Source organism: Streptomyces sp. NPDC002676, assembly GCF_053592455.1.
Genome location: NZ_JBSFVT010000003.1, coordinates 317,223 through 332,981, shown reverse-complemented (window position 1 = coordinate 332,981; position 15,759 = coordinate 317,223). Strand labels below are relative to the sequence as shown.

13 protein-coding genes, 1 tRNA gene and 1 pseudogene are annotated in these 15,759 nt (G+C 68.7%); 8 read left to right on the top strand and 7 right to left on the bottom strand.

Features of this window, described 5'->3' with window-relative positions:
- Nucleotides 1–13: 13 nt before the first annotated feature.
- Together ACWD3E_RS11845 and dcd are read right to left on the bottom strand one after the other, a co-directional pair.
- Nucleotides 14–511 carry a phosphoribosyltransferase gene (locus tag ACWD3E_RS11845; protein WP_451387388.1) on the bottom strand — a complete coding sequence of 166 codons (498 nt, stop codon included), beginning with the start codon at nucleotides 509–511 and terminating at the stop codon, nucleotides 14–16.
- Between the two features lie 13 nt (nucleotides 512–524).
- Entirely contained in the window at nucleotides 525–1,100 is a 576-nt protein-coding gene (gene dcd / locus ACWD3E_RS11840; protein WP_451387387.1) for a dCTP deaminase, read from the bottom strand.
- Nucleotides 1,101–1,636: 536 nt separating this feature from the next.
- On the opposite strand from dcd, the gene ACWD3E_RS11835 reads away from it, so the two are divergent.
- Nucleotides 1,637–1,710, top strand: a tRNA-Gly gene (locus ACWD3E_RS11835).
- A 172-nt stretch (nucleotides 1,711–1,882) separates the two neighbouring features.
- On the opposite strand, the gene ACWD3E_RS11830 is transcribed toward ACWD3E_RS11835, so the two are convergent.
- Nucleotides 1,883–3,505, bottom strand: coding sequence for a glycoside hydrolase family 27 protein (locus ACWD3E_RS11830; protein WP_451387386.1), 1,623 nt, complete (start codon nucleotides 3,503–3,505; stop codon nucleotides 1,883–1,885).
- 901 nt (nucleotides 3,506–4,406) lie between these two features.
- Here ACWD3E_RS11830 and ACWD3E_RS11825 point away from each other — a divergent pair.
- Complete coding sequence (locus tag ACWD3E_RS11825; RefSeq protein ID WP_451387385.1) at nucleotides 4,407–5,513, top strand: ricin-type beta-trefoil lectin domain protein; 1,107 nt, start codon at nucleotides 4,407–4,409, stop codon at nucleotides 5,511–5,513.
- A 343-nt stretch (nucleotides 5,514–5,856) separates the two neighbouring features.
- Here the strand turns inward: ACWD3E_RS11825 and ACWD3E_RS11820 are convergent, their stop codons facing one another.
- A complete protein-coding gene (locus ACWD3E_RS11820) occupies nucleotides 5,857–6,900 on the bottom strand; it encodes a serine/threonine-protein kinase (protein ID WP_451387384.1) in 1,044 nt (347 codons plus the stop codon).
- Here ACWD3E_RS11820 and ACWD3E_RS11815 point away from each other — a divergent pair.
- From ACWD3E_RS11815 to ACWD3E_RS11800, 4 genes and pseudogenes are all read left to right on the top strand, one after another.
- A complete protein-coding gene (locus ACWD3E_RS11815) occupies nucleotides 6,874–7,419 on the top strand; it encodes an RNA polymerase sigma factor (protein WP_451387383.1) in 546 nt (181 codons plus the stop codon). The genes ACWD3E_RS11820 and ACWD3E_RS11815 overlap by 27 nt on opposite strands.
- Nucleotides 7,420–7,480: 61 nt before the next feature.
- A complete protein-coding gene (locus ACWD3E_RS11810) occupies nucleotides 7,481–8,227 on the top strand; it encodes a hypothetical protein (RefSeq protein WP_451387382.1) in 747 nt (248 codons plus the stop codon).
- Nucleotides 8,228–8,363: 136 nt separating this feature from the next.
- Nucleotides 8,364–9,059 carry a hypothetical protein gene (locus tag ACWD3E_RS11805; RefSeq protein WP_451387381.1) on the top strand — a complete coding sequence of 232 codons (696 nt, stop codon included), beginning with the start codon at nucleotides 8,364–8,366 and terminating at the stop codon, nucleotides 9,057–9,059.
- A gap of 236 nt (nucleotides 9,060–9,295) precedes the next feature.
- Nucleotides 9,296–9,460: pseudogene (locus ACWD3E_RS11800) on the top strand (PIN domain-containing protein); the annotation flags it as partial.
- Between the two features lie 205 nt (nucleotides 9,461–9,665).
- Here the strand turns inward: ACWD3E_RS11800 and ACWD3E_RS11795 are convergent.
- Nucleotides 9,666–10,445 (bottom strand): hypothetical protein, encoded by a 780-nt coding sequence (locus tag ACWD3E_RS11795; protein WP_451387380.1) that lies wholly within the window; start codon nucleotides 10,443–10,445, stop codon nucleotides 9,666–9,668.
- Nucleotides 10,435–10,950, bottom strand: coding sequence for a SigE family RNA polymerase sigma factor (locus tag ACWD3E_RS11790; protein ID WP_451387379.1), 516 nt, complete (start codon nucleotides 10,948–10,950; stop codon nucleotides 10,435–10,437). Before ACWD3E_RS11790 ends, ACWD3E_RS11795 begins: the two co-directional genes overlap by 11 nt.
- 269 nt (nucleotides 10,951–11,219) lie before the next feature.
- On the opposite strand from ACWD3E_RS11790, the gene ACWD3E_RS11785 reads away from it, so the two are divergent.
- Both ACWD3E_RS11785 and ACWD3E_RS11780 read left to right on the top strand, forming a co-directional pair.
- The gene (locus ACWD3E_RS11785) at nucleotides 11,220–12,284 is read left to right on the top strand and encodes a sigma factor-like helix-turn-helix DNA-binding protein (protein ID WP_451387378.1); all 1,065 of its coding nucleotides are present in this window, start codon (nucleotides 11,220–11,222) and stop codon (nucleotides 12,282–12,284) included.
- A gap of 98 nt (nucleotides 12,285–12,382) precedes the next feature.
- Nucleotides 12,383–14,089, top strand: a complete 1,707-nt coding sequence (locus ACWD3E_RS11780) for a transglycosylase domain-containing protein (RefSeq protein WP_451387377.1) — start codon at nucleotides 12,383–12,385, stop codon at nucleotides 14,087–14,089.
- Between the two features lie 252 nt (nucleotides 14,090–14,341).
- Here the strand turns inward: ACWD3E_RS11780 and ACWD3E_RS11775 are convergent, their stop codons facing one another.
- Nucleotides 14,342–15,325, bottom strand: coding sequence for a C1 family peptidase (locus ACWD3E_RS11775; RefSeq protein ID WP_451387376.1), 984 nt, complete (start codon nucleotides 15,323–15,325; stop codon nucleotides 14,342–14,344).
- Between the last annotated feature and the right edge of the window lie 434 nt (nucleotides 15,326–15,759).

The following is a 15,759-nucleotide window of genomic DNA, read 5'->3' as shown; positions in this document are numbered from 1 at the left end:
CACGCGCCTGGGCCTAGGCGTCGAGCACCTGTCCGGCCCGCTTCACCACGGGCGGCTCGACGCTCCACGGGAAGTTGATCCACTCATCGGTGCGCTTCCACACGTACTCGCACTTCACGAGGGAGTGGGACTTCTCGTAGATCACGGCGGAGCGGACCTCGGCGACGGTGTCGAGGCAGAAGTCGCGCACGAGCTTCAGCGTCTTGCCGGTGTCGGCGACGTCGTCGGTGATCAGGACCTTCTTGTCGGAGAAGTCGATCACGTTCGGGACGGGCGCGAGCATGACGGGCATCTCGAGCGTGGTCCCGACGCCGGTGTAGAACTCGACGTTGACGAGATGGATGTTCTTGCAGTCGAGGGCGTAAGCAAGCCCACCTGCCACGAACACTCCACCCCGGGCGATGCTGAGCACGATGTCGGGCTCGTACCCGTCGTCGGCGATGGTCTGCGCCAGCTCACGGATGGCGGCGCCGAAGCGCTCGTAGGTCAGATTCTCGCGTACGTCACTCATGTCGTGGCCGCCCTCACACCTGGGTCCGATGGAAATTGACGAAGGACCGCGAGGCGGTCGGCCCGCGCTGCCCCTGGTACCGGGAGCCGTAGCGCTCACTGCCGTACGGGAACTCGGCGGGCGAGCTGAGCCGGAACATGCACAGCTGGCCGATCTTCATCCCCGGCCAGAGCTTGATCGGCAGGGTGGCGAGGTTCGACAGCTCAAGCGTGACGTGCCCGCTGAACCCGGGGTCGATGAACCCGGCGGTGGAGTGCGTGACGAGCCCGAGCCGCCCGAGCGAGCTCTTGCCCTCAAGCCGCGAGGCAAGATCGTCGGGCAGCGTGATGACCTCGTACGTGCTCGCCAGCACGAACTCCCCGGGGTGCAGGATGAACGGCTCGTCGCCCTCGGGCTCGACCAGCCGCGTCAGGTCGGCCTGCTCGATGGAGGGGTCGATGTGGGGGTACCGGTGGTTCTCGAACACCCGGAAGTACCGGTCCAGCCGCACGTCGATGCTCGACGGCTGCACCATGGAATCGTCATAGGGATCGATCCGTACCCGCCCGGCGTCGATCTCGGCCCGGATGTCCTTGTCTGAGAGAAGCACGCCCCGAGGATACGCAAGGCGCGCGGAGCCGTGACAATCGTGACGAGTCCGCGCGCCTGTGTGACCGCCTGCTTACCGCCTGCCTGCCGCCCGGCTAGTGCTTCTCGAGTGCGACCGGCACCACACTGCGGAGCCGGGCACACCGTGGACACCGGACGAGCCGGCCGGGGCCGAGCCGCTCGGCCTGCTGCATCGGGAACGAAGCGGTGCTGAACACGTGCCCATCGGCACAACGGACGACGGTGCGTTCCATCAAGTCCTGAAGTCCCTTCCCCAAGAGCCGCGTCGGGCTACTGCTTGCCTGACGCCAAAAGCCACATTACGGGATCAAAGAGACGACTCTCCAGGCGGCACTCCGGCCCTGCCCGGACCCTCTCCCACACCCCCACCGTACGCCCCAACTCCGGCCCCCCGCAGCCGGATCCCACCCCCGAAACAGACCCAGACCCCCGGGGTCCAGGCACCAGGGGTCTGCAATGATGTACAGTGAGCGAGCGTCCGGAGATCGACCCACGCGGCCGACCCTCCGAACTTACGCGGGTGTAGTTTAATGGTAGAACATCAGCTTCCCAAGCTGAGAGCGCGAGTTCGATTCTCGTCACCCGCTCCATATGAAACCCCAGGCCAGTGGCCTGGGGTTTGTGTATTGTCTAGTCCAATTTTGGGGTGGCGTGCCCTCCTGACGTCAGTGCTGCGATGTCGTCAACCAGATGCCTTCGGCGGGGTTGAACTCGGTGCATAGGCCGGCACCGGCGGACGTAATACGGCCCGGGGCGGTGGTGTCAGCCGAGGTGCCACTGCTGGTTGCTGCCGCCGTTGCAGTCCCACAGTTCGACCGCTGCGCCGCTGGCGGTGGAGGCGCCGGTCACGTCCAGGCACAGGCCCGACTGGACGCCGGTGATGGTGCCGTTGGAGTTGAGGTTCCATTGCTGGTTGGTGCCGCCGTTGCAGTCCCATATCGCGACTTTGGCGCCGGCCGTGGTGCCGGTCGCGTCGAGGCACTTCGCACCGCCGTAGACGGTGAGCTGCTTGGTCGACGTGCCGGTCCAGGTCTGGTTCGGGCCGCCGTTGCAGTCCCAGATCTGCGTCTGGGTGCCGTTGGTCTGCGAAAGGCCGGGCACGTCAAGGCACTTGCCCGAACCGATGGCGTGGACCGGACCTGTGGTGGTGCCGGTGCTGGTACCGCCCGCGACCCGGTACATCACCGTGCCGTGCGCCGGCACACTCGCGCTGATGGTGCCGGTGGTGGCGGACGTCGCGCCGGTCCACAGGTCGGTGAGCGTGTAGCTGGAGGCGCCTGTCTTGCCGACGGCCGAAGCGCTGGTGGTGATGGTCGCGGTGGAGTTGGTCTCGTTGAACAGCACGACCGACACGTCGCCGCCCGCGAGCGGCTTGGACAGCACGTCCAGGCCGCCCGAGGAGGAGACCATGGTGCCCTGCTTGCCGAGGGAGTCCTGGTCGACGGCGATGACCGCCTTGTTGGTCAGGATCGACAGGGTCTCCGGGCTCGCACCGATGATCTTGCTGCCGGAGACCAGGGGGGCGGCCATCTGGGCCCACAGGCTGAACTGGCTCCGGTACTCGGTCGTGGTCATGCCACCGTTGCCGGTCTCCAGCATGTCGGGGTCGTTCCAGCCCCCGGGCCCGGCGTACGCGGCCAGGTTCACGTTGCTGTGGAAGTTCGACAGGAAGCTGGCGTAGGTGTCGGCGACGTCACCGGTGGTGCGCCACATGTTGCCGACGTTCGAACCCCAGGTCCATACGTTGTCCGTGCCCCAGTTGCAGATGCTGAACAGGATCGGGCGCCCGGTGGCCTTGAGCGCGTTGCTCATCGTGGTGTACCGGGTCTGGGAACTGATGTTGTTGTTGAAGCAGTTGTCGTACTTGAGCAGGTCGACACCCCAGGAGGCGAACAGGTTGGCGTCCTGCGTCTCGTGCCCGAGGCTGCCGGGCAGGCCGGCACAGGTCTGGGTGCCGGCGTCCTCGTAGATACCGAGCTTCATGCCGAGGGAGTGCACGTAGTCGGCGACGGCCTTGATGCCGTTGGGGAACCTCACCGGGTCGGGCACCAGGTTGCCGCCTGCGTCCCGGCTCGACGCCATCCACGCGTCGTCGATGTTGACGTACTCGTATCCGGCCGCCTGCATGCCGTTGTTGTGCATCTCCAGCGCTGTTTGCTTGATCAGCGCCTCGGTGGGGTTGTTGCCGTAGGCGTTGTAGTTGTTCCAGCCCATCGGCGGGGTCTTGGCCACGCCGTTGTCCAGCGCCGCGGCCGGCGTCGCGGCGACGGCCACGGCCAGCGGAGCGACGGGCAGGGCCAGAGCGCAGGCCAGGAGCACCGAGCGCAGCCTGCCGCGTCTGTGCCGGTCCGCGCGTCGCAGGAACGATGGTGGGGTCAGTCGCATCGCAACCTTCCAGGAGGTGTGAGTGTCAGCCGAGTTGCCATTGCTGGTTGCTGTCGCCGTTGCAGTGAGCTTTCGCGCCCGGGGGCCTGGTTCTGTGCGTGTCCAGGCACAGCTGACCGGCACCGGAGTACACCGTCAGCTGACCCGAGGACGTCCGTGTGAAGACGTGATCAGCGCCGAACGCGATGGGCTTTTCCGGAGCAGTCGCGGATCAGTAGGTCGCCACTGACGCGGTTTCAGGTGTTCCCGGTGACGAGCGGGCTGTTCGCGACGACCACGATTTCCTCCGTCACGGTGCTCTGCCGCGGCCGACCGCCGGTGGAACGGCGGGCGGCCACGACGTGGGCGGGTGAAGGGTGATCGCGCGGTTGGACGGGGTGGCCGGTGCGATCCGGATGGCTCGAAGTGCTGGAGGCGGGCCGAGCGTATGAATCACGAGTTGCGAGCGTCAAGACTTTTGTCGGATCCAATGTTTGACCATGTTGGATTACGCGTCATTAGGGGCTCGTGTTCGATGGTTTCCTGCGCCTGAGCGGCCAGCGGGTCGAGCACCGGCAACCAGACATGGGATGTACACGGGCAAACACCGGAGAGGTAGAGAGCGGTGAACAGGCCATAGGAGCAGCGCGGACGGGACGAAACGACGCAGAGTTCGCCCTTGCGGCACCGATCTTAAATTTCTGGCATTCATGGGATGTCCCGGAGGGGGATCAGCGTGGTATCTCTACCGATGCACCAGTGAGGCCGGTCCGCTCGCAGCGCAAGAGGCTCCCACCCACGCCGTTCTGCCAGCACATCAGGAGGCCGCCGATGCCGACGGGACGGCACGACGGCCGAGTTGCTGACACGAACGGCGATCAGCCCCGTTGATTCAGCACTCACTCGCAGAAGAGGTCACTGCATGAAAAGACCTTGGTTTCTCCCCCTGATCACGCTGGTCGCTGCCACGCTCGGGGTGACGGCGGCAGGTGTGGCCCCCGCCTCCGCCGTTTCCAACACCCCTTTACGGGTCATGCCGTTGGGTGACTCGATCACCTGGGGTGTGGGCAGCAGTACGGGCAACGGCTACCGGGGTCCGCTGTGGAACGAGCTCGCGGCGGACGGCCATCCGCTGGACTTCGTCGGCACGGTGCGGAACGGTTCGATGTCCGACCCCGACAACGAAGGCCACCCCGGGTACCGCATCAACGAGATCGCCGCACTCGCCGACGCCTCACTGACCCGCTACCGGCCCAACGTCGTGACGCTGCACATCGGCACCAACGACCTCATAGGCGCCTCCGGGCCCAACGCCGCCATCACCGAGCTGAAGTCGCTGGTCAACCAGATCACCGCCGACGTCCCCGACGCAACCGTCCTCGTCGCCTCCCTGATCGTGTCCACCAACAGCTCGGAGGAGCAGTGGCGGGGCACGTACAACCAGGCCATCCCCCAGATCGTGAGCGACGCCCAGGCCGTGGGCAAGCACGTCGCCTACGTCGACATGAGCAGCCTGACCCCGGCCGACCTGTCCGACCAACTGCATCCCAACGACGCGGGCTACCAGAAGATGGCCGACGCCTGGCACCGCGGCATCCAGTCCGCGGACAGCGCCGGGTGGCTGAAGAACCCCGCCTCCGCCCCCGCACCCGTGCAGTCCGGCATCGCCGGCAAGTGCATGGACGTCAACGGCGCCAACACCGCCGACGGGACCGCCGTCCAGATCTGGAGCTGCAACGGCGCAGCCAACCAGCTCTGGTCGCTCTCCACCGACGGCACCCTGCGCTCCATGGGCAAGTGCCTCGACGCCGCCGGCGGGGCCACCGCCAACGGCACCAAGGTGCAGATCTGGGCCTGCCACGGCGGCGCCAACCAGGTCTGGCAGCCGTACAACGGCGGCTACCGCAACCCCGCCTCCGGCCGCTGCCTCGACGATCCGGGCTCCTCCACCACCGACGGCACGCAACTCGTGCTCTGGGACTGCAACGGCGGCTCCAACCAGAAGTGGACCACTCTGACCGCCGGATGACCCCCGCTCCCGGAACCCGAGCCCCTTTCCAGGCCCTGGTCCCGGGAGAACATCGGTGGCGGGCACCGTCGGGTGCGGCGCCCGCCGTGGCCGGGGTCAGTGGCCCGGTTGCCTGACGGCGACGCCCTGAGACGACCGCACGGGACGGAAAGATCACCGCGAAGAACCGGGCGAAAGGCAAGGGCATACGACACGGTCGTACGCCAGCAGTAAGGGCTCCGCTTCAGGACCCGAACCGGAGGATTGCCGAGACCGTGCCCGCCGGCCTGGCCGGGCGCCGTCCACGGAAACGTTTCGCGCAGCTTCCTCGAAGCCTGGGCAGTGAGACGCGGTACCCGCAAGTTCAGCGGAACGACCAGGTCAGCACCGTTGTCATCAGGAACACGACGACCGCCGCAAGCCAGACCGTCAGGCGCGTCGGCCCCGAAGACCCGACCGACGCCCACTCCTCTTCCTCCCGTGACAGCAGCGCATCCGCGAACACCTGCGCGGTCTGCGGTCGTTCGTCAGGTTCAACGGACAGCGCAGCGCGAAGCAGAGTTTCGATGCCGTCCGGAACCCCCAGCTCTCTGGGAAGGGACGGCAACGACGTCGTCGACGCCTGCTGCGTCACAAGAGTTGTGCGACCGCCCGACCCGAACGGCTTGCGTCCGGTCAACAACTCGAACGCGACGACACCGAGGGCGTACACATCGGCTCGACCGTCGAACCCGCCTGTCTGGAAGGCCTGTTCGGGCGCCATGTACGCGGGAGTGCCGGTGGTGACTGTCAGCCCCGACGCATCGGCCAGTTGCTTCGCGCTGCCGAGGTCCGCGACAAGTACGGCGGCAGGCGTGCGGCCGGCGTCGAGCAGGAGGTTCGACGGCTTGATGTCGCGGTGGATGACGCCCGCGTCATGGAGCACCTGAACTGCGTACCCGGCCTCGGCCGCGAGCCGGAGCGCCTCCGCAGGCCGGCAGTGCCCCGCCTTCTCGGCCAGCGTGCCGCCTCGGACGTAGTCCATGACGAAGTACGGCCGGTCGTCCTCGACGCCGACGTCGTGAACGCGCACGACACGTGGGCTGGAGATCCTGCGGAGCAGCCTCGCCTCCGCCAGGAAGCGCTGTCGTACATCGGCGTTCGACGCCCAGTTGTCGGCCAGCACCTTGACCGCGACATCGGTGTCGAGCTCGGGGTCGTATGCCTTCCAGACGGTGGCGAAGGAACCGGCTCCCAGCCTGTCCTCAAGGAGATAACGACCTAGCTTCTGCATGTGGCAACATTTTTCTTGGGGCGAGGTGGCGGATGTGGCCGGCTGTGGTCGGGCACTTCCGTGCGACCCAGTGGGGTCCAGGTCGGACGATAGCGGGGGGACAGCAGGGTGCTCGAGGAGGATGAGCTGACGCACCTCGTGGCGTCTGCCCAGGCAGGTGACCGGGCGTCCCTGGACCGCCTCCTCGTCAGGCTTCGGCCCACCGTGATGCGCCGCTGCTCCCGGTTCCTTCCGCACCACGCCGACGCCGAAGAGGCCGCGCAGGACGCCCTGTTGTCCATCAGCACACATCTGCACGAGTACACCGGGCGAGGCTCGTTCCTCGGCTGGGTGACAGTGATCGCCTCGAACGCCGCCAGGTCCACGTACCGCTCGATGCGCCGACGGGCGGAGGACAGTCATGCCGTCGTTCCCGACGGTGTCGACCCACGGACGACGAGCGTCATCGCGGGAACCCGCCTGGACCTGATGGAGGCGCTGGCCGCACTGGAGGAGCGGCACCCGGCCCTGGTGGAGTCCTTCGTGCTCCGCGACCTCGGAGACCTGACCTATCTTCAGGTCGCCGAGACCACCGACGCTCCTTTGGGCACGGTCAAGGACCGCATCCATCAGGCCCGTCGCTTCATGCGGGACCGCCTCGGCGGTGGCCTCTGAGACGCCCCGGCTTCCCGCTCCCACCTGGCATCAGCTCGACCGCGGGCCGGGAGGTGCTGCCGTGCGTGCTCGGACGATCGTCGTCATCCTGGCGGTAGCCATCGCACTCGGCCTGTTGACCGGCCGGTTCGTCCTGCCCGCGCCATCTGCACCGGCCACCCCGACGGTGACGCCAGGCGCTGCGGCGTCCTCGCCGGGCAACGGCTCTCCGACGCCGAGGCCCGCGAGCGGACCCATGACGAACCGGCACTTGTTGACAGCGGCCGAGTTCAGGAAGGTTGGTCTCTCCAAGCGCATCTACGTGCGGGATCGCGTCGGAGACGGCAACTACGCCAACGCGACCTGCACCGGCGAGAAGACCCTCGGCGAGACGCTGGGAGCGTACGGCGCGCACTTCCGCGGGCTGGTGACGAGCAAGGACACAGGCCACGGCGACCCTACCGAGGCGGCGGACATCGACGATCAGGTCGCACGCGAAGTCGCCGACGACGCCGGAAGCCGCGCACTGGCTCAGAACTACGCGGAACGCCTGCTGCTGGAGGAAGTGCCGTGCCAGAGCGAGCCCGCCACCCACTGGGTCTACGGGCCGACGCACACGATTGACGTCGCTGTGGACATCACCGCGAGTTGGATGGGTGTGTACGGCGGCGACCTGAACACCGCAGGGACCGCACCACGAGGCAAGGAGCCGTGTGGAGGCGTCGCCATACTCCGCAACGGCTCGCACTACGGGGTCCTGGAGATCGATGCCTGCCTGGACACGGCTGGGATGACGCGGATCGTCCGTGCGGCCGTGACACGGCTCTGAGACCATCCCCGCACCACCAGGAACGTGACATGGATCACGTCGATCGTGACGGATCGCCATCCAACATCTCCCCTACCTCCGGCATCTCCCAGATGTACGACGACGCCAACCGCGTCGCGACCAGACAGGAGAAGAGATGTCCGACAACCAGGCAGCCCGCAGGAACTTCGCGCGTCGCGGTCGTGCCGCAGGAATAGCCGCCTCCGTCGGTGCCGCCCTGATAGTGGTCGGCATCGGCGCGCTTCCCGCCGCCGGCGCGGACACGAGTTCTGCGAGCCGGTCGGCAACCGCCCTTGCCGCCGCTCATGCCGAACCCGGCCTCGGCTCCGCCGGCCTGTTGCAGAGTGACGACTTCTTCCAGCAGGGCCTGACCCCGGTCCGAGCGACGGTGGACCTGACCGGGAAGCAGGCTCTCTCGGCATGCTCCGGCGAGGAGACGATGCGAGAGCTGACCAAGGGGAAGGCCGCCGCCTATGCCGACGTGACCTGGACCTTCGACACCAAAGGCACCTCGCTGACCGAATCCGTCGCGGACGGTACCACCGCCACATCGGCGGCCTCGTACGAGAAGCAGCTCGACAAGCTGGTGCGCGACTGCCAGGACGAGCCGCATGGTCACTGGTACTACGGCAAGGGGCACGCGATCACCGTCAAGGCCGGCGAGGGCAGGTGGTACCCCGCCTTCAACGGCGACAGCAAGGTTGCCGGCGGCGTCGCGGTGATCCGCAGCGGCCACAGGTTCGGCATCGTCGAACTGACCGGTCAGCCCAGCAACGACTCCGGATACATGAAGGGCATCACCGCCGGTGCCATCAACCGGCTCGCCGACTGATCTGGTCCGGGCGGTTCCGGGAGCTGTTCGCGGGGGTGCTGCCACCGGTCCTGGGGCCGTCCGGGCCGGCCGGTCAACGTCCGGTCGGGGTTCAGGAACCGGTGGCGTCGGACGGCGGTCGCGGGCCGTCGAAGCCGTGTTCCGAGAGATCTGACCAGTTGGCTGCCGGGTCCATGGCCCGGTACTCGGCGAAGGGGCGGTCGGTGAAGCATTCAGCCGGTTTTGTAGTGCCGGCCGCCACCAGGGTCCAGGAGATCCTCACCCAGCGCGGACAGCACCGCAGCGCCGGAGCCGTCGACCTCGTGGTAGCCGCCACCGCCGAGTTGCAGGGTCTCACTCTGCTGCATCGCGACCGGGACTTCGAGTGCATCGCCGCCGTCACCGGCCAGGCTCTCCAGTGATACGGCCCCGAAACCGGCAAATGAACCAGGGGTACGCGTCCGCCGCTCCGAGGAAGCCACGACCGTCGGCCGGCTCCCCAAGCGCCGTCGCTTCCCGAGCTGAGAGCGCGAGTTCGATTCCCGTCACCCGCTCCATGAGAAACCCCCAGGTCATTGACCCGGGGGTGGTTTGTTGTCCAGACCGGCAGGATCCGCCGGAGAGGCCCTAACCCACTCCTTCTCTGACGGGCGTCGAGGCACTGGGGGTGGGTGTGACCTGCGCCTCGCCGGACACGGGTGCTGTGGCGCGGGGCGCTGTGCCGCCGGGTGCCGCGGCGCCGGATCCTGCGGCGGCGCCCGAGGGCGCGGTAGTCGGTTTCGCACCGGTCGTCACCGAGATGGTGTCGCCGAGGCGGACCCGAGCGAAGAACCATGAGGCGTCCTCGGGAGCGAGGCCGATCCAGCCGTCGCTCAGGGCCTTGAGCTGCGGACTGAAGGTGCCGACATAGAGCGGCTGGTCCGCCCCGGCGCGCAGCTCGACCGCATACGGGACGTTCACCACGGCGCGGCCGTTGGAGAGCGCGTCGGATGTCAGCTCTCCCCGGACCGGCTTCGCGACCACCGTCATCGGGCTCGTGAACTCGAGCGGGACGTCGAGTTTCGAGAGGATCGGCATCACGTGGCCGCCGAACGTGAGGGTGCGTCGGGGCAGGTCGAGCGTGCCGGAGACGGGCGCCGGGGTGGCCGCGGACGGCGGGGCGGAACCGGGACGGGTCACGGCCGGGGTCCGGCGATCGGCCGAGTGGTCCGTGTTCCCGCCAAGGTGCAGGGTGAGAGCGAAGCCCAGGAGCGCGAGGGCCGCGGCGCCCGCGCCGAGGGTGGCGACCGCACGGCGGCGGCGCCTGCGGCGCATCGCCCGGTCACGTATCTCAGCGCCGCCGACGACCGGCGCAGCCGCGTGGGTGGCGGCCAACTCGCGCAGTGCGGCAGAGAGTTCATCGGACACTGCCGCTCTCCTTCCGGACCAGACCGTCGGCCTCGTCCCCCGCAAGACGCTTCGCCAGCGCCGCCCGTCCTCGAGACAGCCTCGCCTTGACCGTCCCCACGGGCGCACCGGTCTCGGAGGCTACCTGCTCCACACTCAGGTCGCACAGATGGTGCAGTACGACCGCCATCCGTTGAGCCTCGGGCAGTTCACGCAGGGCGGCCACGAGCACGGTGTACTCAGGGCCCGGCCCCGGGGTGGAGTCGGGCGGCGGAGTGCGCCGCACCAGTTCCAGCCAGCGCCTCGCCCGCCGCCAGCGGCTCACCGCCAGCCGCATCGCCACCGTACGGATCCACGCCTCGGGAGCACCGTCCGCCAGGAACTGCTGCCGCCGGTCCCAGGCCCGTACGAACGCTTCCTGAACGACGTCCTGGGCCTCGCCATGGTCTCCGGTGAAGGCGTAGAGCTGTCCGGTCAGCCGGGGGAACGCGGTCGCGTAGAAAGCGTCGAACTCTTCCTCGGTCATGCCCCTACCGGAATCCGTGCCCTTTCCTTGCAACCCGCCCGCCTCCGCCGTGCGTACAGGTCCCGTAGGTCGCGCAGGCCGCGTAGTCGGATCCAGCGAAACGCAAGCCCACCGGGAAGACGGCGCACACGGGTTCCAGGCTCCCTTTCCCTCGGCGGTGTTGGCTCGTCGGCTGCTCAATCTACCCGCACGGCCGAACAGTTGCCCGACCAGGACGGACGCCTGCGCGTTCGGCCACGACCGAGTTCCCGAGCCGAAGGACCGCCCACGTGCCTTTGACCCCCGACGCGTTCCCCGCCGACCACGACTTCGCCACGTACGCCCGGACGCACTGGTCCCGGCTGGTCGTGACCGCTCGGCTGCTCACCGACGACCCCGGTGCGGCGGAGGAACTGGCACGGAGAACGCTGGTGCGGATGTGCGCGCGGTGGCGAGGCGTTCCGCGCGACGACGTGGACTTCTATGTGCGGCGCTGTCTGGTGCAGGGCCATGTGCGCCGGCTGCACGGACGGCGGGCGGCGCGACGGCGGGCCGTTCTGGTGCTGTGGGTCTGGGAGGGGCTGGCGGACGTGGAGATAGCCCAGCTGCTGGGCTGTTCGGTGGGCGCGGTGCGTGCCCATGCCAGACACGGTCTGAAAGCGGCGGGCACCGACCCCGGACGGCTCCGTGAGGTCTACGCCCGTGCCGTCGAGGACCTCGTCCCGCCCGGGGTGCCGCTGGCCGAACTCCAGGCACGGGGCCGCATCCGGCGGCGACGACGCCTCGCCGTGGCCTCGGCCGCCTGCGCGGCGCTGCTCATGCCCGTCGCCCTTCTCACCGCCGACCTTTTCGGGAGCGGCGGTGCTCGGAACGGGACCTCCGGAGCCCGGGCAGAGGGCGGCGCCCGCCCGGCGACGAGCCCGATCCGGGTCGTGGCGCCGGGCGAGCGGGTGACAGCCGGGCCGGGGGTACGGGTGTGGCTGACGGCCGACGGTGGGCACTGGTCGGGGCCCGTGGCCGTCCCAGGGGACGACAACCACGTGCCGCACGGCGAACCGGGCGTCTCCCTGCGGGTGGACGGCGTGAAAGGCGGGTTCTTCCTGTCAGGCCTCTTCCACGGCCTGAGCAGCGAGCCGGGTCGCGTCGAGGTGAGAACCGGCGACGGCAAGGTCACCGCGAAGGTCCTCGTCCTGGCGGGCAGCCCGGGCTGGGGCGTCTGGTACGCGAGCGCGCCGCTGCCCAGGAAGGACATGGGGATGCTGTTCTCCGCGGGCGGGGACGAGCCGATCGTCACGGTGTACGACGCCTCGGGCAAGGTCGCCGCACGATCGGACAGCGAGTGGTGGCGGATATGAACGGGGACGGGAACGGGAACGAAAAAGACGGAAACGGGGCAGACCGGCCGCGACCGGCTCGCGGCGCGGCACGGTTGCTGAGGAAGGGGACGCTGTCGATGCCCCGGCCCCGTGAGCGCGCGCCGCTGCGGATCCGGTTCCGGCGCACCCGGGGCCGGCGACTTCGCCGCCTGTTCTACGCCTTCCTCACGCTGATCGCGATGCTGTGTGCGGCGGCCGTCGTGGCGTACCACCTGACGCCCATTCCGAAGCCGCACCCCGAGACCGTCACCCAGAGCACCGTGTTCCTCGACTCGGACGGCGCCTACCTGGGCCGGCGCGGACCGGTCGACCGGCAGGACGTCCCGCTGTCCGCGGTCCCCCGGTATGTGCAGGACGCGGTGATCGCCGCGGAGAACCGCTCCTTCCGTACGGACAACGGGATCTCACCGCGGGCCATCGCGCGGGCCATGCTGGCGACGCTGACGGGCGGCGACCCACAGGGCGGCTCCACCATCACCCAGCAGTATGTGAAGAACGCGCTGCTGAGCCCGGAGCATTCGCTGTCCCGCAAGGTGCGCGAGGCGCTCATCGCGATCAAGCTGGACCGCACCCGCTCCAAGGACGAGATCCTTGAGGGCTATCTGAACACCGTGTACTTCGGCCGGGGCGCCGCCGGGATCCAGTCGGCCGCGCGCAACTACTTCGGCGTGGACGCGAAGAGCCTGACGGTCGCGCAGGGCGCGGCGCTGGCGTCCATCATCAACATCCCCTCGTACTACGAGAAAGCGGGCTCGGATCCGAAGGTGACCGCGAAGCTGGAGAACCGCTGGGAGTGGGTGCTCGACGCGATGGCGGCGAGCGGGAGCATCACGGCGAAGCAGCGGGCCGCCGCGCGCTTCCCGGCGTTCCGGTTCTATCCGCCGGGCGAGACCGAGGGGCAGCGGCAGTATCTGATCGACATCGCCGCGAAGGAGGCCGCCGACCGGCTCGGCATCACCGAGGACCAGCTCGCGAGTGGCGGCTACAGCGTGACGACCACCTTCGACCTGGCGCTGCAGGACAGCACCACACAACTGGTCCAGGACCATCCCGGGGGCAAGGGCGTCCGGCTGCACACCGCCGTCGTGGGGATGGTGCCCGGCGACGGAGCGGTGCGGCTGCTGTACGGGGGCTCGGACTACGCGCGGCAGCCGTTCAACGACGCGGTGAGCGGGGCGGTGGAGGCGGGGACGGCCCTCAAGCCGTTCAGCAAGGTGAAGCGGGTGGGCGAGCCGCTGCGCGGACTGCTGAACACGGCGGCGCCGACCCCGCTGAACCTGGCCTCGGCGTACGCGACGGTGGCGGCGAACGGCAGGTACGCCACCCCGTACACCGTCGCGCGCATCACCCGGGAGGGCCGCACCGTCTACCGGGCGCGTCCCGACGTGCGGCGCGTGCTGGGCGAGAAGGAGGCGATCCTGGCGGGCGTACGAACGGGGGCCGGGCCGGCGCCCGTCGCCGCCGGCCCGGCGGAGCCGAAGGTGTTCGCCACCTACGGGGCAGGGGGTGGCATCACCCGGCGCACCGTGTGGACCACCGGTTACGACGGCCGGCTCGCCCTGACCGTCGCGTTGTTCGCCGACCGGGCAGGCAGCAGGAAAGGCACGACGGTGCCCGCGCAGCTGCCGAACGAGCCGTCGCCGACCGAGTTCGCGCGGAACGTGGCGGCGAGGATCTGGGGGGCTGCCACGGGGGGCGGGTCGGAAGGTGGCGCGGGAAGTGACGTGGAGGGCGGTGCCGGGGAAGCGGCCCAGCCTTCCCTCTCTGTACGTCGACCGGGGTGAGCGGCGGGCCGGGCCGCCGAGCAGCCCCGGATCACGCCGCGCCGGGGCCCCGGCTCGGCCCCACACCGACCGCGCAGGAGGCCATCTTCGTCCCCCGGCGCGACGGGCCCCCGAAGGCGACGGCTACCTGCTGATGCTCGCCAACCGCTTTGACTCCATGCTCGACGAGCACGGCTGCTGGGTGCCCGAGCACCTGCCGGCAACCGTCTGAGACAGCCGGCCGGTCAGGGCTCGTCGGCTCTGTCGGGGGCTTTACGGCTTGTGGATGAGCTTGCCGACGGCGTTGGCCTCCATCAGCTGGTTGCTGGCCAGGTACTTCCAGGACAGGTTGACGAATCCGTGGTCGCCCCAGCCGGTGCCCCAGGAGTTCTCGACCCGCACCCCCTGGCTGTTGTAGCCGACGATGGTGACCCCGTGGCCGCCCGCGTAGTTCTCTCCGGCGGCCGGGTAGTACGTGTAGGAGGCGGCCTTCTGGGGCGTGAGGTAGAAGAAGCTGTCGTAAACCTTGATCGAGATCTGGACCGGCTCACCCTTGGCCAGCGCGGCTTTCACGTCGTCCTTGATCTGGCTGCCGGTGTGCAGCGGGGTGTAGCCGGACAGCTTCCAGTGCGCGGCGTTGGCTCTCTCCTTCGCGGTCGGCTGGGTCGTGTAGTCGAAGTCTCCCTGCCAGTAGTGGGGCCTGGAGTCGATGCCCTGTGACATGGCTATGTTGAAGTGCTGCTGCGGCGAGCTGCCGCCGTCGTGCCCCTTGGAGATCTGGGCGTAGGTGTACATGGGCGCCCGGGGGTAGGCGGAGATCTTCTGCTCCCTCTCCAGGATGGTGTAGGCCGTGTAGTCGATGGCCCACGCGGCACATGAGCCGACCTGGCCCTGATTGCCGGGCGTGGCGGCGTACTTGGTGAGGTCGACACTGGCGGGAAGGGCGGTGCGGAGCGTCTCCGGCGATGTGCCGGCGCCCACCACACGGGGGGCGGCGGCCACCAGCCGGGACTCGACCGAATGGCGCAGCACGGACTCGCGCCACTTCGACCGGGACGGCAGAGCGCCCAGGCCATGGGGCAGCTTGCCGTGGCCCGTCTGCGATGCCTGGACGGTGGCCGACTCGTGATCGGGTACGTCGGTGCTCGCCGAGGAGACGCCGACGGTCACGGCTGCGATCGTTCCCCCCGTCACGAGCGCGATGACGGTGCGCGACCTGCCGCTGATGGCCTTCCACTTGTGGGAAGCACGACTCATGGATGTCCTCCAGTGATGGATGTGAACGGCGTGATGACTGTCAGGCCCCTGACAACGTCTGCTCGGGTGAGCCGATCAGGAGGGGTGTCCGGTGCGGGTGCCGCGGCCCGCCAGTCACGCCACAAACGCGATCTCGCCCGCCCGAAGGGGCAAATGACTCGCGCTTGAAAACCAGAAGTTCGGAAACCTTGGGCAGGGCCCTTCATGGATTTCAGGGCTGCCACAGATCTCTTGAAGTGGACGCTTTCGAAGGCATGTCCAACGAGCAGAGGAAACTAGTCGCACCACGCGCCTCAAAGCAAGTGCCAAGTGGCACTGATCACAAAGCTGTTGTCGGGACAGGGGTCATCAGGAACCTCAACGGCCCGGCGAACGCCGCAGGCCACAGCCAGGATGCGGGTTCATCCATCGACGAACTCGGCGCCGCGATACGG

Excerpts from the sequence above, each read along its gene's own strand:
- ACWD3E_RS11825 (WP_451387385.1), top strand. The coding sequence starts at position 4,407 with ATGAAAAGACCTTGGTTTCTCCCCCTGATCACGCTGGTCGCTGCCACG.
- ACWD3E_RS11830 (WP_451387386.1), bottom strand. The coding sequence starts at position 3,505 with ATGCGACTGACCCCACCATCGTTCCTGCGACGCGCGGACCGGCACAGA.
- ACWD3E_RS11780 (WP_451387377.1), top strand. The coding sequence starts at position 12,383 with ATGCCCCGGCCCCGTGAGCGCGCGCCGCTGCGGATCCGGTTCCGGCGC.
- ACWD3E_RS11845 (WP_451387388.1), bottom strand. The coding sequence starts at position 511 with ATGAGTGACGTACGCGAGAATCTGACCTACGAGCGCTTCGGCGCCGCC.
- ACWD3E_RS11790 (WP_451387379.1), bottom strand. The coding sequence starts at position 10,950 with ATGACCGAGGAAGAGTTCGACGCTTTCTACGCGACCGCGTTCCCCCGG.
- ACWD3E_RS11805 (WP_451387381.1), top strand. The coding sequence starts at position 8,364 with ATGTCCGACAACCAGGCAGCCCGCAGGAACTTCGCGCGTCGCGGTCGT.
- ACWD3E_RS11775 (WP_451387376.1), bottom strand. The coding sequence starts at position 15,325 with ATGAGTCGTGCTTCCCACAAGTGGAAGGCCATCAGCGGCAGGTCGCGC.